The sequence below is a fragment of the Bacillota bacterium genome (assembly GCA_013178125.1).
Taxonomy (GTDB): Bacteria; Bacillota; SHA-98; order Ch115; family JABLXJ01; genus JABLXL01.
The window spans coordinates 92,242-111,845 of record JABLXJ010000016.1; the positions used below are offsets into that span (position 1 = coordinate 92,242).

The 19,604-nt window shown below is 55.0% G+C and carries 17 protein-coding genes; 2 read left to right on the plus strand and 15 right to left on the minus strand.

Annotation, left to right across the window (positions count from 1 at the left end):
• Positions 1-23: 23 nt before the first annotated feature.
• The 3 genes from HPY71_12335 to HPY71_12345 form a co-directional block, all read right to left on the minus strand.
• Positions 24-857, minus strand: a complete 834-nt coding sequence (locus tag HPY71_12335; GenBank protein ID NPV54284.1) for an AAA family ATPase — start codon at positions 855-857, stop codon at positions 24-26.
• Positions 858-1,190: 333 nt separating this feature from the next.
• Positions 1,191-2,387: a cation-translocating P-type ATPase gene (locus HPY71_12340; GenBank protein ID NPV54285.1), complete on the minus strand. Its 1,197-nt coding sequence runs from the start codon at positions 2,385-2,387 to the stop codon at positions 1,191-1,193.
• Positions 2,326-2,943, minus strand: a complete 618-nt coding sequence (locus tag HPY71_12345) for a hypothetical protein (GenBank protein ID NPV54286.1) — start codon at positions 2,941-2,943, stop codon at positions 2,326-2,328. The genes HPY71_12340 and HPY71_12345 overlap by 62 nt, the downstream gene beginning before the upstream one ends.
• 281 nt (positions 2,944-3,224) lie before the next feature.
• Between HPY71_12345 and HPY71_12350 the strand changes: the two genes are divergently transcribed.
• Positions 3,225-3,620 (plus strand): hypothetical protein, encoded by a 396-nt coding sequence (locus HPY71_12350; protein NPV54287.1) that lies wholly within the window; start codon positions 3,225-3,227, stop codon positions 3,618-3,620.
• 337 nt (positions 3,621-3,957) lie between these two features.
• Here HPY71_12350 and HPY71_12355 read toward each other — a convergent pair whose 3' ends face one another.
• The 12 genes from HPY71_12355 to HPY71_12410 form a co-directional block, all read right to left on the minus strand.
• On the minus strand, positions 3,958-4,530 hold the full coding sequence (locus HPY71_12355; protein ID NPV54288.1) for a manganese catalase family protein: 573 nt from the start codon (positions 4,528-4,530) through the stop codon (positions 3,958-3,960).
• Between the two features lie 6 nt (positions 4,531-4,536).
• Entirely contained in the window at positions 4,537-4,803 is a 267-nt protein-coding gene (locus tag HPY71_12360) for a spore coat protein CotJB (protein ID NPV54289.1), read from the minus strand.
• Positions 4,804-4,854: 51 nt separating this feature from the next.
• Positions 4,855-5,148: a spore coat associated protein CotJA gene (locus tag HPY71_12365; protein ID NPV54290.1), complete on the minus strand. Its 294-nt coding sequence runs from the start codon at positions 5,146-5,148 to the stop codon at positions 4,855-4,857.
• Positions 5,149-5,632: 484 nt separating this feature from the next.
• The gene (locus tag HPY71_12370; protein ID NPV54291.1) at positions 5,633-7,372 is read right to left on the minus strand and encodes a hypothetical protein; all 1,740 of its coding nucleotides are present in this window, start codon (positions 7,370-7,372) and stop codon (positions 5,633-5,635) included.
• A 437-nt stretch (positions 7,373-7,809) separates the two neighbouring features.
• Positions 7,810-9,171 carry a hypothetical protein gene (locus tag HPY71_12375; GenBank protein NPV54292.1) on the minus strand — a complete coding sequence of 454 codons (1,362 nt, stop codon included), beginning with the start codon at positions 9,169-9,171 and terminating at the stop codon, positions 7,810-7,812.
• Positions 9,172-9,463: 292 nt separating this feature from the next.
• A complete protein-coding gene (locus tag HPY71_12380) occupies positions 9,464-10,231 on the minus strand; it encodes a creatininase family protein (protein NPV54293.1) in 768 nt (255 codons plus the stop codon).
• A 51-nt stretch (positions 10,232-10,282) separates the two neighbouring features.
• Positions 10,283-11,251: an ABC transporter permease gene (locus HPY71_12385; GenBank protein ID NPV54294.1), complete on the minus strand. Its 969-nt coding sequence runs from the start codon at positions 11,249-11,251 to the stop codon at positions 10,283-10,285.
• A gap of 14 nt (positions 11,252-11,265) precedes the next feature.
• Positions 11,266-12,822 (minus strand): sugar ABC transporter ATP-binding protein, encoded by a 1,557-nt coding sequence (locus HPY71_12390; protein ID NPV54295.1) that lies wholly within the window; start codon positions 12,820-12,822, stop codon positions 11,266-11,268.
• 154 nt (positions 12,823-12,976) lie between these two features.
• Positions 12,977-13,933 (minus strand): substrate-binding domain-containing protein, encoded by a 957-nt coding sequence (locus HPY71_12395; GenBank protein ID NPV54296.1) that lies wholly within the window; start codon positions 13,931-13,933, stop codon positions 12,977-12,979.
• Positions 13,934-14,508: 575 nt separating this feature from the next.
• Positions 14,509-15,270, minus strand: a complete 762-nt coding sequence (locus tag HPY71_12400; GenBank protein NPV54297.1) for a DeoR/GlpR transcriptional regulator — start codon at positions 15,268-15,270, stop codon at positions 14,509-14,511.
• A 34-nt stretch (positions 15,271-15,304) separates the two neighbouring features.
• Positions 15,305-16,474 (minus strand): Gfo/Idh/MocA family oxidoreductase, encoded by a 1,170-nt coding sequence (locus tag HPY71_12405; GenBank protein NPV54298.1) that lies wholly within the window; start codon positions 16,472-16,474, stop codon positions 15,305-15,307.
• Between the two features lie 116 nt (positions 16,475-16,590).
• Complete coding sequence (locus HPY71_12410; protein NPV54299.1) at positions 16,591-17,994, minus strand: aspartate aminotransferase family protein; 1,404 nt, start codon at positions 17,992-17,994, stop codon at positions 16,591-16,593.
• 616 nt (positions 17,995-18,610) lie between these two features.
• On the opposite strand from HPY71_12410, the gene HPY71_12415 reads away from it, so the two are divergent.
• Positions 18,611-19,604, plus strand: a 994-nt coding sequence (locus HPY71_12415) for a hypothetical protein (GenBank protein ID NPV54300.1), incomplete at its 3' end; no start/stop codon positions are given.

A 19,604-nucleotide genomic window follows, 5' to 3' on the forward strand; every position in this document is an offset into this window, starting at 1 on the left:
GCTCTCCACCTCCACCCCCATCTTCATCCCTTCTTTCCCTTTCCATCTCTATCTTCACTTCCTGCTCCTACCCTTGCCCCTGAGCCTGCCTTCACCCTTTCCAGGATCCTCTGAAACTCGGAAAATAACCGGCTATCTCGCGCAACCGAAGCCACAGGTTCGCCACGCCTCACGTCATCATCAAAGGGGAGCACCCCGAGCAGCCTATTATCTCCACCGCCGCCTCCAGGGTCGATATGATCGCGTATCGTCTTGAGATCCTCCGCCCCCTTTATTTTATTCGCGACAAACGCCGTCCTGGCTATCCCCAGATCCAGGGCTAGTCTTTCAACGATCCTGCCCGTCCTGAGGCTCGCCGCGGTTGGCTCCACAACGATAAGCATGATATCGACGCCCCTGGCGGTGCCACGCGTGAGATGTTCTATTCCTGCGCTCATATCCAGGATTGCAACTTCACGGCGTTTAAGAAGGAGAGAGTTCATGAGGGATGAAAGAAAAGCGTTTTCCCTGCAATAACAGGCCGTCCCGGCCTTCTTCACCGCACCCATCCGGAGGAGCCGGATATCCCCGATATCCCCCTGGCGGGCGGAATAGGCATCCAGGAGGTCGTCGACCTCGGGGCCGACCCTGAAGAAGGCCCCCTCGCCCACGCGCTCCCGGATAACCCCCTCGAGCTCCACAAGGGGTCTCAGGTTGAGCAGGCTCTCTTCGGAGAAGCCGAGAGCAAGCCCGAGGTTTGCATCAGGATCCGCGTCAACAGCGTAAACAGGGCAGCCCGAGCCGGCGAAGGCTAACGAAAGGCCTGCTGCCAGAGTGGTCTTGCCGGCCCCGCCCTTTCCAGAGACCGCAATTTTCATATAGCACCTCCGCCCACGCACGCCCACGTAAATATACAGATCTGCAGGTGATTTGCCACGCCTTATTGTACTTCAACCTTAATTTTAAAAATCCTTCAAAATTATACTGATTCCATCGTAATATCTCACCTCTGACCTGAGAACGGCCCGATTATTAGCCCAATTATTTCCGGAAATCTTGCGAACCAGTCGTCCGCCAGGGTCTATTTACCGAGTTATGGGGCGCCTAGTACTTCGTTTCATAAATTTTAATAGCCTTTGCTCCCCAAACATGCGCCCAAACCCAAGCCCAAGCATGCGTAGTGGTAACTTTCTTGGCAGACGCCCATGCCGCTACGCAGCACCATCAGGTAGAGGAAAATCCCCTGATGCGGCTACGGCGCTCGCGACCGCCGGCGCGGCCACCAGGGCCCAGTCACCAACCCCCAGGGGCGCGAGGCCGAACAATCTCGCAACAGGCGAAATATATATGCCTCCCAGTATGGCCAGCCATGAAACGCCCAGGGTATTGCGGAGAAAGGCTTCTGTCCTGAGCCACCTAGCAGCGTTGAGCCCCAGCGATGGCCAGTGCAAGAAGTGCAGGTACTGGCTCCCAACAATACTCGCGAATGCCATGGTCCTCGCCGTCACGATACTGCGGCCCGTAAACAGGGCAGCGGCGTAGGTGGAAAGCGAGCCGAGGCCTGTCAGAAGGCCGCGAATTATAACCCGGGGGTAGAACCCATCCTCCATAGTCTGCGTCTGCCCGTTCATAGTCTGCCCGTCTTTCCTGGATTTTATTGCCTCAATATCCGGTTTTCTTATAGCGAGCCCAACTGCAGGGAGCGCGTCGGTCAAGAGATTTACGAGCAGTATCTGAATGGGTATGAGCGATAACGGGAGCCCAGTGACAACAGCGAGGGTCATAAACAGGACCTCCCCCATGTTGCCAGTAACGAGGAATTCCAGGGCCGAGTGTATATTCCTTTGAATAACCCGCCCCTCTTCAACGGCCATCAGGATCGTTACGAAGCTATCATCTACGAGAACGACTGACGAGGCCTCCTTGGTCACATCCGTCCCGGTGCCCATTGCAAACCCGACATCAGCCCACTTCACAGCAGGGGAATCGTTTACGCCATCGCCCGTCTTGACTACCACCTGCCCCGCTCTCCTGAGGGAATTCACAATCCGGAGTTTATGGGAGGGCGTGACCCTGGCGAATATCTCGATGCGCTCCACGATCCTGTCCAGCTCATCGTCGCTCAAGCTATCAAGCTCCTCGCCCGTCATTATGCAACCTTCAGGCCCCAGGATCCCAACCTGGCCCGCAATGGTCCGCGCCGTATCCGGATGATCTCCTGTAATCATGACGACATGAATTCCGGATTCCCTGCAGCGTTTGACCGCGCCCGCAACATCCGAGCGTGGTGGATCCATCATCCCGACGAGTGCAGCAAAGGTGCTGGAGCTGACAGCGGCATCTGGGTCAGCGCCGACGCCAGCGGGTCTGGTGGAGCCAGCCCGGCTGTGGCTCATGATAGAGGTCATTCGGACCGTAGATGGCAAGGCGATCCTCGGCCTCGGATGTGGTTAAGCCACCCGCCCCTTCGTGCCCGCTGAGGGTTGAAATGACGCTGGCAACTGTATCAACGATATCGCTGACCTCGGAGGGATTGAGTCTTACGGCCACGGGAACTCCCGCCCCGCGGCCGTTGCCGCGGCCGTTGCCGCGGCCATTGCCATCGCCTGGCCCCCCGCCTGGCCCAGGGCGCCGTCTTGGGCTTCCCCTTCCGAGCGGAGGACTGCCGCCGAGCCCAATAGAGCTCAGGCGGTCAGCGTTAAAGCTGACTCCCAGATTCAGGAGGTCGCTCACGAGTATGGCAACCGGCGCGAGGAGCCGGCCGGCCAGGGCCATGGCTATTCCCGCTATGCCTATGCCGGCGGCCAGGATTACATTCTGCCTGTTTATCTCACGGAGCACCCGGCCAAGATCCACGAGGTCCACCACATCCGAGATATCACCCCTCGTGGCTACGAGCTGTGCCGCTTCTATAGCATCGCAGTCAGCGTCCTCTGTGGCGAGGCTGAGATAGGCCTGTCCCATATACGGCGCTGCCGCTTTGCTCCTGCCTATGATGAGTACCCTGGATTCTGCGGGCGCCGCGGGATCGGGCCACGGTATGACAGGGAATTGGCTTAGTATGTCCTGAAAGCTTAATTGAAATGTCAATGGCTCCGGCTATAGTTTATGTTAAAATTGAGCAACATTTATGTAACAAATACCTTAAATAAACAAGGGGGACGGAGGACCTCCGACACTGGCCGGAGAAAACTATATAGTAGTTATCTGCATGATTTCGGGATGATTTCGGCATAATCGCATAATTGAGGATGATCAAGATGGAATACCACAAAGAATACCACAAATTGCGCTTTTTGAGCGCCCTAGCCGCGGCGGCGTGCCTCGCAATCCTTGCAGTTCTCGCGCTGGCGCCGGATAAATACTCATCGATAAATGGAAACATCCAGATTGTCACCTCCCTGACGATGGCGCTGATAGGTAGCTGTGTAGTCTTTGCGCTTTCTTACGTGATGGCTGGCACGCCGTGGAGGCGCATGGCGAAAAGACTCTGGCAGCTCGGTGCGGGCTTCGGCATCCTGATTGCCGCAAGTATAGTCCTGAGCTTCCTTGCCCCCAGCAATGAGTTTGGGGCAACTATCATCGCCCTGGCAATGATCTTTATGCTAGTAAGCTTACTGCCGCGAGAGGGCAGGTCGTGATTCAACAGGCCGTGATCAGCATGGCCGAGAGCAATAAAAAATAGGTAATAGGTCGTAGTCGTAGTCGTAATCACCAGGATTGGAAGCAAAGCATAGGGCGGGCCATTAATACCCGCCCCCGCCCTGCATTGCCCTGCATTGGTTTGCATTGGCCTGCCCCGGCCCACCCCTTCCTCATCATCCGTGAATTCTGCCCTTTTCCGATTCTCATCCCTTTTCCATCCGTCGCTATTGCTTCGCTGCTACCCGCTTGCTGCTACTTGTTTGCTGCTATTTGGTTGCCGCTACATGCTGCCGGGCAACTATGGTCCGCCCATAATCCTTATCCTTATCCCTACTAGAATATCCTTCTGCGCTCCATGTGCTCGTGAAGGAGGTTGAGGGTCTCGCCGAAACGCTGGAAGTGAACCACCTCCCTCTCCCTCAAGAACCTCAACGCATCTGTGACACCAGGATCGTCCGAGAGCTGGATCAGATATTCATAAGTAGCTCGCGCCTTCTGCTCGGCCGCCATATCCTCGTGTATATCCGCTATGGGGTCACCCTTGGACTGGATGTAGGTTGCAGTCCAGGGAGCGCCCGCCGCGTTCACGAAGTATAATGCCCGGTCATGGTCGGCGTAGTATGCGTCAAGGCCCGCCCTGATGATCTCATCAAGCGATGCTTCCTTGATGAGATTGTAAACCAAGGACGCCACGACCTCCATATGTGCAAGCTCCTCTGTTCCTATATCGGTCAACACCCCTTTGGCCTGCGGAATCGGCATGGAATACCGCTGGGTGAGATACCGCAGCGAGGCTGCGAGCTCCCCATCGGGCCCTCCGTACTGGGTGATGATGTCTTTAGCCAATCTGGGGTTCGGCCCGGCTACCCTGATCGGATATTCCAGGATTTTCTCGTAAACCCACATAGATGATCAATCCTCCCTGTCGAACGTGATCTCCCATGGCCACGGCTCTTCGATCCAGCGCCACGTATCTGCGCTCGGACTCAGGCCATAATTCAGGAGCGGCCCGTAACGCGACTCATATGTCATCCTTGCCCGCATAAGCTCCTGGGCAGTAGCATTATAATCAGCCAGAGCACGCTGGTCCTGGGGATGTGTATCAAGGAATAGGTTGAGGTCTATGGCTGTAAACTCGAGCTCCATTATGCGGAGTAAATCCTGACGTCTTTGATCCATGGTCAACCCTCCCCGCGTCGTCGGATTCCACTAGACACTAGATAAATGACATTAGATAAATGGCGCAAGCGATGGCTCATATGGCCTGTAGAGTTCGGGGAAGACGGTGCCCCGCATCAGCGCCTCAGCCGGGCTGAATCTCTCCCCGTAGATCTGAACCGGGACATATGCCCGCGCCAGTTCACCATAATATGAAAGCGGCTTCACCGCTCTATTTGCTGCTCCGGCCTCCGGCTCCGGCGACCCACTACCGCCGCAGCTGCTGCTGCCGTTACTGCCGGCGACCCTGTTCATATTCACATCGGAATCGCTATATGTTGAATCGCTGTATGTTCCTTGAGACATGGCAGCGCCCCCTCTCCATCTTCTGGACATCTCGTAAGCGCTCAATAGCCCCCGATGGCTCCCTCCGGCCTTCGACGGCTACCTTAGTATATTCATCCAGTGGGCGGTGCGTGAACGATATGGTAGACAGCATAAGAGTAAGAGTAAGAGGTAATATGACAGGCAGTAAAACTGAGATTAAGACCCCAAAAAATAAAAGCCCGGCAAACTCTCCGAGCTTCTGACATGCTGTCTCATGGCATTCTAAAGTCTATCCCAAGGCTTCTACCTGAGCATCGCTGGCAGCTCCAGGTTATTCTCCCGCGCGAGCCGCAGCAATGCGACCTTGCAAACCATAACGTGACTCGGGGGTATCGTCGCCGCGCGCTCGTGAGTCAAACAACTTCAAAATCCGGGGAATAGAATCCAAAGAAGCTTGGGTCTTCGGTCGCCTCTATGATCAAAGAATACTTCAGATCAATCATAGGATCACCTCGGAATTAGGCTAAGAATGACCATTGAGGCCGAGAAACGCGCTCTCCGTCTCCACATAATCCCGGAAGACATCCTCATACGCCGCGACAAGCCCGGGGTCCGGGTTCTCGCGCGAGCGCAGGCCCTCGACAGCCGTCAGGCCTTCTGCATAGGTCTTGTATATCCCGCTCCCGACGCCTGCAAGAATGCTCGCTCCAAGGCTGGCTGCCTCGGAGGTGCTGAGTCGTAGGACCGGCTTATTGAGCGCATTCGCAAAAATCCCCGCCCAGACCGGACTCCTGGCACCGCCGCCGAATATTATGACCTCATTGACGGGGCCTACCAGGCTCTCGATTATCTCCAGGTTTTCCTTGAATTCAAAGGCAATGCCCTCCAGGACAGACCTGAAAAGGTCACCGGCAGTGGTGGCGAGGCTAATCCCATGGAACAATCCCTTGGCGCCGGCATTCCAGTGCGGCGTGGAGGCGCCGGCCAGGTGTGGGAGGAAAAACAGGCCGCCTGACCCGGCTCGAGACTTGGACGCCAGCTCATCCAGGTGTTGGTAGAGCCTTGATAAAGTTCTAGATGAGTCTTCCCCTGCCGCCGCGATTGTGTCACCGATATTACCAGCTTTACCGAAACTATCTCTATCGCCTGTACTGCTTACGTTACCCATATTGCCTATATTGCCTATGTTACTTACGCCACAGCCTTTACTCAGATCATCAATGCTCGAGACGTTTCCGCTAGCTGCAAACGCTTCCATTACTGCGCTGGCAAACCATTTTACGCTTGCCCCGGCTGTACTGACCACGCCCTCGAGCACCCAGCGCTTTCCCTCAACATGGGGGCAGCACGGGATGCGCATCCCGGCGTCCAGCACCGGCCTGCGGGCATAGGCCGTCAAAGCCCCGGCAGTCCCAAGCGATATAGTAGCCGTCCCCGGCGCAAGACCCGCGCCCAGCGCAGCGCACTTTTGATCCTGGCCGCCCAGGACAACTAGAGTTTCAGGGGATAGGCCGAGCTCGCGCGCAGCCTTAGGCATGAGCTTAGATATCGCCGAGCCTGCCCACCTGATCTCCGGGAGCACGGCGCGCGAAATACCGCACTTATCGAGAACCGACCCTGACCAGCCACCCTCATGTAAATCGTACATGAGGGTCCCCGATGCCATGGAATGATCCGTCACCGCTTGGCCGGTCAGGCGTTTCACTATGAAATCAAGCGGCATTAGGAACTTGTCGGCCGCCCTGAAGACATCTGGCTCATTATCCCTGAACCAGAGGAGCTTTGGCAGGGTGTACGCGGCGCTCGGGCGTTTTCCCGTGGCGTGGAATATCTTCTCAGAGCCGCCCAGCTCTCGCTCCAACCACTCGCCCTGATCCCTTGCCCGGGTATCAAGCCAGCTGATCGCCATTCGCAAGGGCTCACCATGCCTGTCAACAGGGACTACAGATATCCCCTGGGAGCTCACGCTCAGCGCGACAACCTCGTCTGGACTCACACCCGCGCCCGCCCATATCCCTGTTTCCACATGCGACCCCGCACATAACCCGGCCCTCCCTACTTGTGCGCTCTCGAAAGCGAGGTTCACGGCCCGGACGGTTACGTCCCACCATTCTCCGGCATCCTGTTCTATTTCAACCTCCGACCTGGCGACGAGCGGGTATTCTACATAGCCCTCGCCCAGCACCCGCCCGCCCGGCTCAAAGACCGCAGCCTTACACGCAGTCGTTCCTAAATCTATTGAAAGAAGCAAATTACGGTTCATAAGGTCATCCACCAGCCCGTTTGCTCGAGTTTACGAATTATGTTCCTATATTCCGGTATTCCGGAAGTCATCTCCGGGGCTCCCCACCCACCCCACGCTGTGCCGGACCTGTTACCTCGAGCCTGCAAAGAAACTTGGCAGGAGCTCCAGGCCCCTGCCAAGGAATTTGGCAGGCCCGACCCTAATCTGCCAAGAAACTTGGCAGGGTGACCCCTTAGTGTTGTAAAACCGCCAAGAATCTTGGCACCTTCATGCGCGACCTGGCAAAAAACTTGGCATTTTCACCTTTGACCGGGGCAAACTGCCAAGATTTTTGGCAAGATAAGTGAGTACCTGCCCAGAATCGTGGCATCTTCAGATTCAACCTGCCGAGAAAGTTGCCACTTTGACTTTTTACTGAGGAACACTGTCAAGAATCTTGACATCATTGCTCAGTACTAGATAACAATAGCCTCAATCCCTAGCATCTTTGCCAGCAGCTCCAGCTCGCGCAGGATGTCTCCGTACACGACTGCGTAATGCTGGCTTGCCAGATTCCGGATAAAGGCGTCCATCCGGTCACCGCTTCCCAGTTTGACTCCCACGGCCGGGAACATCCCCTGGCGCAGAGGGGTCGCGACCCCATCGGCGACGCCCAAAATTATCTTATAATCCCCCCTGCCCTCAACCAGCCGGGCGAAGGTGAGTTTACCAGGCTTCAGCGTAGCCGACGTCAGCAATCCGTTGAATCCCTTATGCTTAAACGGCTGGATCTCAGCCTTAAGGTCCCCGGGGTCCCCCGAATCAGAGCCGCCCAAGAGCGAAAACGGCGCAAACCCACACGATGAAAGAAGCAGCCCATCTGAATCCACATCAACAACATCGCCATAATATATGGGTTGACCTGTAAGCAGATTCAGAATCAACATCGTAACGGAGAGGGGGATATCCCCTTCACACGTCGAGACGGTCCCCGCATCGGCGAGCCATGACAGTGGAACGCATTGGGTATAGCCATAAATCTTGGATAGCTCGTACTGGCATTTCACATTTACGACATCCAGCCTGTATTCGTCCACCAAAGACTTAAGCCCCTTATAGAGCTTCACGGTCTCAGACAGCTGCCTGGGTGTCGCGCCAGCATTCACTTTCACGACCTTCTTGAGCTGCGCCAAATCACCGGCGCACTCATCGTCCGAGTATCTGCGCGCCCGCTCGATGAGCTGGTAAGTATCGAAGTGAAATACCTCCGGGCCGATGATGTCGCGAAGAAGCACATGATCAAATGTGCCCGGGTACATCCCCATCGAGGCGTAGCCGATAAGACCTATTCGCGCATGCCGCAACCTGTAACGCGCGCCGGCGGCGATACAGAAGGCTCTAAGTTCGTCCGCCACTTTTCCATTGCCGGGACCCGGGTCCGGCAGGCCGAGGATAAAACTGAACCTCTTATTAGTCCGGTCGAGAGCCCCCTTCACCACCGCCGCCCCGCATAGCGACCCTGTCGATTCACGCCGCCCATCCCAATCCAGCATCGGAATGGTCCACAGGGCAAAAGGGAGGTGCTCTATTTCCTTAATTGCGGCGAGCGCGACCGGACCCTCCACCCATGTGGAAACAAAGACGATCACCCCGGCAATGTCGCTCGCGGCCAGCCTCCTTGCGGCATCCGCCGCCCCGGAAGGCGTAACCTCGGTGGTGCCCGCCGAAACCACGTCAACCTCAAGGGCGGAGAGCAACTGGGATGCACGCTCAGCCAGGTGCTCGCTGAGTTCGCCGACGTAGTCTTCGTGTCCTATTGAGAGAAAGCCAATTTGCATGACTCATATCACCTCAAAATGCTTCATCACTAGACCAATGATTTACAGCATAGCACATCCACGGCACGGCCCGGCGCATAGCACATTCGGCGCACCCCGGCGCCCCACCAGGTGCCCCTTTAGATCCTGGACAATAGCGGGGACCAATAATTAACAATATATGGGAAACAATACGACCAACCCGAGATAACTCAATTCCTTCTATAGCTCAAGCCCTTCTAAAGGTGCTTTCACTCTCTGTGGCGCCGCACCGTGACACCGTGACATAGGGGGTTTTAACACCTAATGAGGCCTAATGAGCGTAGAATTCCCTGATGAACTTTACATAGTTATCCACTATGAAACGCATGATCTGCTCACCAGTCTCCTTCGATGCGACCGTGGGGTCGCCGTAGATTCCGGTCTTGCTCTGCTGCACGCCCCAGGTTGACCAGAATACCTTCTTCCCGCTAACGAAGTTATCCCCGGGCAGGAATTCAGAATGGTATCTCATGATGTCCTCATCAGTAGCCCTGTCCATGTTGACGTTACGACCTAGATGCAGCATCAGCGAAGTCTCCCACTCACCCCCATGAATGCTCCCGCCGACCACCGACCGCCTTATCTTGCCGTAACCCTCCGCGCTCATGGCTGCGGGCGCGGTTATGGCCATATAGACGCCATAGGTGTCCGCGATCTCCCGCGCCACCACATTCAGGATCCCGGAGTGATGGCCGTGACAATCCAAAATCACGATCTTCTTGAACCCCATCTCAATCAGCGAGCTGCAGACGTCGAAAAGCATATCTGTAAGGACGCGCGGCCTCACCCTTATGGTCCCTGGCCACCTCGTCATCTCCTTGGCCGAATACCCCGTCCAGACGGTGGGCATTATGAGGAGGGGGATCTCGTCCTTAAGTGCCTCCCCGATCCTGCGCGCCACGGCTTCGGCAATGGCCGCATCCGTCTCCACAGGGAGGTGCATGCCATGCTCCTCGATAGTCCCCACAGGGAGAATTATGAGGGTGTTTTTCTCAATCGCCTCTTTAAGCTCCGGCCAGCTGCGTTCGGCAAAAAACATGATATCACTCCTCCATATATAGTTCTCCATTGCATACTCGCCCAATTAGCGCTAACGTTTCTTAAGCATATCTATCAATACAGCGACTACGAGAACCGCGCCTTTGATCACGAGTTGCCAGTAAGATGAGACATTGAGCAGATTCAGGCCATTGCCCAATACACCCATAAAAAGGGCGCCGAAGATCACTCCCCAGATGGTCCCCTCGCCGCCAAACAGGCTCGTCCCGCCTAGCACGGCAGCCGTTATCGCCTCGAACTCGTAACCCACACCTGAATTAGGCTGGCCGGACGCCAGGCGCGAAGTTAGGATTATACCGCTCACGCCGGCAAGCATACTGCATAAGACGTAAGTCGCCCCGCGGTAAAACGCAACATTGATGCCTGAAAGCCTTGCCGCCTCTTCGTTGCCGCCAATAGCATACACAAACCTCCCAAATTTTGTTTTAGTGGCCGCGAAGTGCGCCAGGAGCACGATAGCCAGCATGATGATCACGGGGATTGGCACAGAGCCGATATATCCCCTTCCAAGCTCCTTGAACCCCTCCGGGAGCCCGAAGACTGCATAGCCATTGGTATATACAAACGCGAACCCCCGGGCGGCCGACATCATGCCAAGCGTGACTATGAACGGTGGAATCCTCCACTTCGTCACGAAATAGGCATTGATGAACCCCAACGTAGCTGCCAGTAGCAACGAAAGCCCTACCGCGAGTAGCACGCTCAGATGGCTCTTAACAACCAGGCCGGCCATGACTACACCGATTAACGCCACAAGGGACCCAACGGAGATATCTATCCCGCCCCCCACTAATACGAAAAACATTCCGACCCCAATTATACCGATCAAAGATACCTGGCGGGCTACATTGAAAAAATTGCTGACCGTCAGGAACGAGTCAGACGTGGCCGTCAGAAAGATGCAAAGCGCTATAAAAACCCCCGGGAGGCCGAAGCGTTGTAGAGATACTTTCACGTCGCTTATGGAAATTGCGGTACGCACGTTGCTGCTATGATCCATAGTACACCACCCTCCTACCTGACCAGCACCGAGGTCTCTGTCCTTGTCCCTGTCCCCACCCCTGCATACTGTCCCGTCGCGAGCCTCATAATTTCCTCTTGTGTCACAGATTGATCCTGGTTGTCAAGTTCCCCAGCAATACGGCCCTCGTGCATTACCAAAATCCTATCGCTCATCCCGATCACCTCAGGCAACTCCGAGCTCACCATGATAACGGCGACCCCTTCTTCAACGAGGTTGTTCATGAGCCGATAGATTTCAGCCTTCGCCCCAACATCTATCCCGCGTGTCGGCTCATCAAAGAGGATCAGCTTGAGCTTCCCAAAAAGGCATTTCCCCAATACAACCTTCTGCTGGTTACCGCCGCTCAAGAACTTCACCTTTCTCTCAAGACCCGGGGTCTTTATGCCAAGCTTCTCCACAAGGTCCCGGCAGGCGATCGTCTCATTCCTTGAATCCAGGACAAAAGACCATCTGCAGATTCTATCTATCGCCGAGAGCGACATATTCTCCCTTACACTCATCCCCAGCACAAGCCCGTGCCGCTTCCTATCCTCAGGGACCAAGCCGATGCCCATCCTGAGAGCCTCCTGCGGCGATTTGATGTCAAGAGGTTCATCATAGAAGAGAACCCTGCCACCGCTCCTTTTATCCGCGCCGAATATGGCCCTTACCAGCTCCGTCTTACCTGCGCCCATAAGGCCTGCTATGCCCAGTATCTCTCCCTCGAAAAGGGAAAAATTGATATCCCTAAGTACGTTCCCGCGTGACAGGTTCTCCACAGACATGATTCTCTTTCCCCGCTGCACGCTACGCTTCGGATACTCAAATCCCAAAGGGCGCCCGACCATGGCCTTTATCAGCTCTTCCCTGCTGATTTCCGTCCTATCTTTAGTCGCAATTATCTTACCGTCCCTCAGGATCGTTATCCGGTCCGCTATGCGAAATACCTCATCCAGCCGGTGGGTTATGAATATCACGGTAACCCCTTGAGCCTTCAGGGCCTTAACTACATTAAATAGCCTATCGACTTCATCTTCGGATAATGCGGATGTAGGCTCATCCATGATAAGCAACCGGGCATTGCTGGATACGGCCCTTGCTATCTCAACCACCTGCATCTGGCTTACGCTGAGGGTCTTCATGATAGCCCTGGGGTTGATCGACACACCAAGCCGTTCAAGAGCCTCGTGTGCTGTTTTGTTCATGGCCGGCCAATCTATCATGCCCATCACGCCTCGACGGATCATCGGCGGCCGGCCCAATGTGATATTCTCCGCAACAGAAAGGTGGGGGACATTCATGAGCTCCTGGTGTATAACTGCTATACCCAAACTCTGGGCATCGGAAGGTCCAGCCAGGCGCACGGGGCGCCCGTCAAAGTATATTTCCCCTCGGTCAGGCTGGTAAACCCCCGAAAGAACCTTGATAAGCGTTGACTTCCCAGCCCCGTTTTCCCCAACTAACGCGTGAATCTCACCCGCATTGATGCTCAGGCTCACTGAGTCAAGTGCCACAACCCCCGGAAATTCCTTTGTAACACCCTTCACTTCAAGAATTGGGGTCGGCAATTTAGAATCCACCCCCAACAGATATAGTATATTGCCGGTACGGGATGGTCTGGAGGACCCCGGACCATCCCGTTTAGTAAGGGACCTGCACTTAGGTGAGGCAATCAGCCGTTGTGTCCATTCCGTTCTCAAGATGAGCGTATCTACGTTGTTATCATTTAACGAACTTATCTACGTTCTCCTTCGTTATGAGCACTGGAGGGACGGGCGATGATTTGGGAATTCCGGCTGCCTTGCCTTCCAGGACTTTTATTCCTATCTCCATAGCCTTTGTCCCTATGAGCTTAGGCTGCTGGGCAACGTCACCTATCAGCTGAGAGCCCTTCTTTATGAAGAGACATGCCTCCTTGGTCCCGTCATATCCTATAAACACCATTTCCTTGATCCTGCCGGCACCTTCAGCTGCAGCCATAGCTCCGAGAATCGTATCATCATTGATACCAAATACCACATCGATCTTGGGGTTCCCCTGCAGGATATTATCCATAACGGCCATAGCTCTATCTCTCATGGCACCGCCATCCTGCTTGGCAACGATCTTGACTCCCGGTAGCTTCTTGATCTCGGATTCAAATCCCGCAACCCTGGCACCGCAGATGACAGGAGACTGCGGGAAATCGAGAATTACCACGTTGGCCTTTCCACCCAGCTTCTGCTGTATGTACTTCCTCGCGAGTTCGCCTGCGAGCCGCCCGCCCTCGAGGTTATCGGTCGCAACCTGCGTAACGATATTACCGCCCTCGATTGTCCCATCGACCGTTATTACAGGTATACCTGCCCGGTTTGCCTCCTCTACAGCCGGGATAAGGCCTCTTGGGTCAGATGGCCCGATGATTATCAGGTCCACCTTCTTTTCGATAAAGTCCTCTACCTGGGCAAACTGCTTAGCGGGATCCATGTTAGAGTCAACGCTTATAAACTTCATCCCGGCTTTTTCGGCTACCTCTCTAATGGCAGCCTCCATCTCCAGCTGGAATTCATGCTGCCTTGTGAGAAGCGTCAAGGCGACCGTCTTGCCCTTGACTGATGCCGATGCATAAGGGACAAACAGGCATGCCACCAACACCATAACCGATAACAAGGTCAATAGCAAAGCCAACCTATGTTTCATGGTTCAATCCCTCCCTTAAACTCCTAATAATTCGCTCTTTACCGCGTTGCTCTTGGACCTTACACAGAAATCAACCGGAACTTTCCCTTAGCCTCTTTTCTCTATACCCGAAGCCACTTCCCGGAGGAATCACCTCCCCCCTTCCAACGAACCATGGATTCACCTCCAATGGACATTACAGAGTTTTCTCCTTAATTTAAGATAGAGTTCTTCAGGCTAAAGTTCTTCTCAGAGAGTAGACCCCCATGCCGCCATGTGATGCCACAGAGAATAAAAATATCTCCGGAAATGATTGGGCATTTTCAAGGCAAACCAGGGGACTAGCGGCATATCGTCTTATATTTTAAAGATTACCTATAGATGCTCGACAAGTAAGCGATGCAAATATGCAACTATTACTGATCACCCATTCGGCTGGCAAACGTGCGGGATGCCAGCAACTGGGCATCTATGAGTGCATTTCGGAATAAACTCCTAGGTTTGTATATGACTAATCTACAAGCTACTGTCTACTGCAAAAGCCTCTCTTATCCCGCATAGGCCTAAGGATAAACCTACGCGCTGGGAAAATCATCTTAGACCACGGCGACCTCTATCCCCCTCTCGCGCAACACCTTCAACTCCTCCTCCGGCACCTTATCGTCCGTGACGATCTTGTGCAGGACGGTGACCGGCGCGACAAACGCAAAAGCCTCCTTGCCAAACTTGCTGTGGTCGATCACTGCCGTGACATGCCGGGCCGCCCTTATGATAGCCTTCTTTATCTGGGCCTCGGCCACGCTGCCCGTGCTCATCCCCCGGGCCGAAGTTATCGCGCTGACGCCGAGAAAGGCCTTATCCACACGCACCTCATCCAGGACCTGCTCGGCATAGGGGCCGACAAGGGCAGCCGTATGCTTCCTGAGGTCACCCCCTGTCAGCATGATCGATATGTCCGGATCGTTCTGAAGCTCCGCTGCAATGTCGATTCCGTTAGTTACTACTAGGAGATTCTTTTTCCCACGAAGGTTACGAGCAACACAGAGCGTAGTAGTCCCAGCCTCGATGAACACCGTCTCCCCGTCCTTGACCCCCTGGGCAGCTGCCCGGCCAATCCTTTCCTTCTCCTCGGCAAAGGCCTTCTTTTGCATGGCGAAGGGCGGGTCATAGCCCGTGCTGTCAATCGACATCGCGCCCCCGTACGTCTTCTCCAAGAGCCCTTTCCTCGACATCTGGTCGAGGTCGCGCCTGATCGTGCCCTCGGATACATTAAACAACTTGCTTAATTCAGCCACCTGTATGCTACCATTTGTCTTGAGCATCTGCAGGATGGCAGCCCGCCTTTCCGCAGGTAGCACCCGACTTCACCAGCCCCTCTATCTCCTGACTCCGTTATACCTTCACCCATCCCCGCTCCTCGGAGGACCGCATGGCGGCGCCCATTACCTCGTGGATCCTCAGCCCGTCCTCGAAGGTCGCGCCCGTTGTCGGACGCCCTTCCTGGATGCTGGCCAGGAATTCATACTCGCTCGCGAAGTGGAACCTTATCCATCCCACGGCGAACTTCGGGCCCGGGAAGCCGCCGGGCTCGGGGAACTTCTGTATGGTCTCTATCTTTGTATAGCCCTTCAAGCCGCCGATGGGCGAGCCAGGGCGCGTATTATCATAGAACCACAGCCAGTTCGGATCCATGAGGTTAAAAGCCAGGGCGCCGCCGCTCCCATGAATCTCGAAACGGAGCTCATCGTTTGCGCCCGTCGCCACCCGGGACACCTCTATAGTGCCGATGGCCCCGTTCTCCATCCTGGCCTGGATCAGGGCGAAATCATCAACATCCACCGGAACCATCACGGACCGGTCCGCCTGGGACGGCCGCTCCTTTATAAACGTCTCGAGCGACGCCATTACCTCCACATAGTCGCCAAGCAGATAATACATGAGATCCAGAATATGGGCGCCGAGGTCGTATATGGCGCCGGCGCCCCCTTGGGCCTTGCTCAGGCGCCAGCTGACCGGCCGCATCGGGTCGACGTAACCCGAGTGGAGGTAGGCCGCCCTGAAGTGGAATATCCTGCCCAGGGCACCCTCATCTATGAGCTGCTTCGCCCGCATCACCGCCGGGATGAACCTGTAGATGCAGGCCACCTGCGTCTTGGCGCCCGCCCGCCTCCCGGCCTCCCTCGCAGCCTCCGCCATCTCGCGCGCCTCGGCCACATTTCTGGCAAGCGGCTTCTCGCAGTAGACGTGTTTGCCAGCCTCCAGGGCAGCCAGAGCTATATCGAGATGTGTATCGTTAGGCGTGCAGCAGTCAACGACGCGGACGTCATCGCGTGTCACAAGCTCGCGAAAATCTGGGCACGACCACGCATACCCCGCCTCCTCCACGGCCTCGCGCCGGTTGGCCTCCGATCTCGAGCATACGGCCGCGAGCCTCGGCTTCCATTCAAGACCCCGGTAATACATGGGCATGTTCATATACCCGAGTGTGTGAACCCGTCCTATGAACCCGTATCCTACGAGCCCGATACCAACCTCAGTCCTGGTCCTTGAACCATTGCCCATGCCTCCATCCCCTTTCCCCTATCCTATGGCCCACTGGTCACGCCGCTCGCTGGGCTACTCGCTGGGCTCACTAGTCATGCCGTCTGCCGCCATATCACACCACATGCCACATTCCTCTATATCACGCCAAGCTCCTTCTCGGTTTCATAGAGGGCCTCATCGATGATATCAAGGGCCTTCGAGGCAACCTCCTCGGGCATGATGAGCGGGGGCGACATCCTGAGGTTATGGCCTGCAGGAATCCAGGCGAGCCCCTTGGCAAAAGCCTTCTGGTAGACGAGCTGCCCGGCTTTCACGAAGGGCTCCTTGGTGACCCTGTCCTTCACCAGCTCCATGCCGAGCAAGCAACCCTTGCCGCGGACCTGACCTATGATCGGGTGGTTGCTCTGCATCTCCTTGAGCTTATTCAAAATGAATTCGCCAAGCCTCGCCGAGTGCTCGACAAGCCCTTCCTCTTCTATGACCTCGATGGATGCCAGGGCTGCGGCGCAGGCCACGGGGTTCCCGCCGTAGCTTGTCGACGCGCTTATGAGCTCGAGCTTCTCGGCGAGCTCCTCCTTCATGAGAATCGCCGTGACCGGGAAGCCATTGCCGAAGCCCTTGCCCACCGTCATTAGGTCCGGGATAACGCCATAGTGGTCTACGCAGAACATCTTGCCGGTCCTGCCGAAGCTCGTCAGCACCTCATCAACGAAAAGGAGAATCCCGAGTTCATCGCAAAGCGCCCGCAGTTTCGGCAGGAATTCATCAGGTGGGACTACGGACCCTCCCCAGCCCTGGACCGGCTCGAGCACGATGGCCGCCACGTTGCCCGTCGTCTCCTCAGCGATGACCTGGCGGATGTAATCCACGCAATATATGCCGCAGTCCGGGTAGTCCTTCTTGAATGCACATCTATAGCAGTTGCCGTAAGGGACCCTGTGGTAGCCGACCGCCCGCGGGCCGCCCGTAAAATCCATGCCTGCGAGGCTGTTGGCGCCCATGGTCTTGCCGTGGAAATCCCTGAAGAATGATATGAACTCAAACTTCCTGGTATATGCCCTGGCCACGCGGAGCCCGGCCTCTACGGCCTCGGAGCCCGTGCAATAGAGCTGCATACCGGTGAGCTTCCCGCCAGGGCTTATAGACGCCACCTTCTCCAGGAGCAAGGTCTTGACCTCGGTGGAGAAGTCGTGACAATTCAGCAGCTTGCCGGCCCACTTTTGGATCGCCTCCGTGACCTTGGGGTGGGCGTGGCCGCAATTCGTTACATAAATGCCCGAGCTAAAATCAATGTACTTATTACCATCTACGTCTGTCAAGGTATATCCATGGCCCGATTCGAAGGCCACAGGGAAGAGCCTGACCTGCGAGGAAAATCCCTTCATATGCCTGGCCGCTCGCTCGTGGATATCACGCGACTTCGGACCGGGGGGCGTTACAACAATATGCGGGATATCATCTATATCCACATCGCACCAGCGTTTGACCTCGTTAGTATCGCTCCCTCTCCCTCGACCAGGCATTGAATCTTGCGACATATCACTAGCCTCCTTGGCTTTTTCTTATCTATTGTTGATAGTTATTAATATTCTATGCCGATGTTTATATTCCTTCTGGGTTTGAAAATTTTTCTGGTCGGGTTGCCCGCATGCGCCGGCAATTGGCTTGTCCCATGGTTTGGGGATTCTCGAGAGAAATCCTTGTTGCCTGCAGGGAAATTCCCTTTCGCAAAAAATAATAATATAACACAAAGATAGTTAATCATAGTCAAATAACATTTAAGCATTCACGACGATATGCTTGACTGGTAAAATCCTATAAACAAAACAATATTGAACTTGCAGGATGCAGGTACATGACGCGATGGTCCAGAGGAGATGGGTCAGCACAAGCGCATAAGCGTATACAGCGAATAAGCGTATACGCGAACGGGCGATCTGCCCCTCTTTGTCCGCCGGCTTCCGGCTCTTCGCCGGCTTCGTAAATAAAGTTTTCAAAAACTCCTTGGCAAAGTCTTGTAAAAACCGGAATTGTAAAGTAGAATAAAGATGGTATTCAACCCCAATTCTGCCGGGTCCCATGAGTCTGTCTCAAGCTCCCAGGAACCCGGCAGAATCATATCTGGCTCTAAACGATGAAGGTGGCCGATTATATATGTATCAAGGCGCTCTGATCTATGCGATAAAAGAGAGAATAGGCCTGCCTGAGCTCTTCGTTGGCAGGAGGGAAGAGCTCGCCTCTCTCCTAGATTGGGTGGGTTCTATACCGAGGGAACTCTCTCGCTCCACGGCTCTGCTCTCCAGAAGGAAGAAGGGCAAGACAGCCCTTGTCGAGAGGCTCTACAATATCGTATACACCCAGAACGGTAAGGTCATCCCCTTTTACTTTGAAGTAAAAGAGGGGAGCAAGTGGGTTGTTGATTTTGCCGAGGTCTTTTATACGACCTTCATATCTCAGTACATTGGGTTTAAGACCCGGGATCCCGGCTTTTGTAGGAGGCCCTCGAGCCTTGATGACCTTGTTGAGCGGGCCCGCAAGCATGGGTTGGATGTTATCGCTGATGATATCCCATTATTTAAGGAGAAGCTCGCCCGCACCCATATGGTGGATGTGATATGGGATCACGCGCAGTCTGCGCCCCACAGGATCGCCAGTGTAACTGGGGACTATATAGTCCAGATCGTAGACGAGTTCCAGTTCCTGAATAGCGAGATATACAGGGATAAAGCTTGTACCATCAGAATAAGCGACCTTGCGGGCTCATATCTCTCCCTTGCAGAGTCCAAGATAGCCCCCTTGCTTGTTACCGGCAGCTGGGTGAGCTGGCTCAAGAACATAATCCATATGCAGCTACCCGGCAGGTTCATTGAGATGGAGCTCGGAAACCTCACAGAGGAGGAGGGCCTCGAGGCTGTCTTGAACTATAGCCTCATAACAGGGGTGCCTGTGGGGGAGGATGTGGCCATATACCTCAATAAGCTTGTGGACTCAGACCCGTTCTATATAAGCGCTGTCATAAGAAGCACGTATAAGCATAAGGACCTCACCACGGTGGATGGGCTTCTTGATACTTTAGAGTATGAGCTCAGGAAGGGGACTATTTACGGTACATGGCTTGAGTATATAGGCAGGACCCTTGCTCAGGTGA

What these genes read in the sequence shown, in the direction of transcription:
- HPY71_12335 (NPV54284.1), bottom strand. Translation starts at nt 857, where the DNA reads ATGAAAATTGCGGTCTCTGGAAAGGGCGGGGCCGGCAAGACCACTCTG.
- HPY71_12365 (NPV54290.1), bottom strand. Translation starts at nt 5,148, where the DNA reads ATGTCTCAAGGAACATACAGCGATTCAACATATAGCGATTCCGATGTG.
- HPY71_12385 (NPV54294.1), bottom strand. Translation starts at nt 11,251, where the DNA reads ATGGATCATAGCAGCAACGTGCGTACCGCAATTTCCATAAGCGACGTG.
- HPY71_12410 (NPV54299.1), bottom strand. Translation starts at nt 17,994, where the DNA reads ATGTCGCAAGATTCAATGCCTGGTCGAGGGAGAGGGAGCGATACTAAC.
- HPY71_12370 (NPV54291.1), bottom strand. Translation starts at nt 7,372, where the DNA reads ATGAACCGTAATTTGCTTCTTTCAATAGATTTAGGAACGACTGCGTGT.
- HPY71_12340 (NPV54285.1), bottom strand. Translation starts at nt 2,387, where the DNA reads ATGACCTCTATCATGAGCCACAGCCGGGCTGGCTCCACCAGACCCGCT.
- HPY71_12355 (NPV54288.1), bottom strand. Translation starts at nt 4,530, where the DNA reads ATGTGGGTTTACGAGAAAATCCTGGAATATCCGATCAGGGTAGCCGGG.
- HPY71_12375 (NPV54292.1), bottom strand. Translation starts at nt 9,171, where the DNA reads ATGCAAATTGGCTTTCTCTCAATAGGACACGAAGACTACGTCGGCGAA.
- HPY71_12380 (NPV54293.1), bottom strand. Translation starts at nt 10,231, where the DNA reads ATGTTTTTTGCCGAACGCAGCTGGCCGGAGCTTAAAGAGGCGATTGAG.
- HPY71_12360 (NPV54289.1), bottom strand. Translation starts at nt 4,803, where the DNA reads ATGGATCAAAGACGTCAGGATTTACTCCGCATAATGGAGCTCGAGTTT.
- HPY71_12345 (NPV54286.1), bottom strand. Translation starts at nt 2,943, where the DNA reads ATGGGACAGGCCTATCTCAGCCTCGCCACAGAGGACGCTGACTGCGAT.
- HPY71_12395 (NPV54296.1), bottom strand. Translation starts at nt 13,933, where the DNA reads ATGAAACATAGGTTGGCTTTGCTATTGACCTTGTTATCGGTTATGGTG.
- HPY71_12405 (NPV54298.1), bottom strand. Translation starts at nt 16,474, where the DNA reads ATGGGCAATGGTTCAAGGACCAGGACTGAGGTTGGTATCGGGCTCGTA.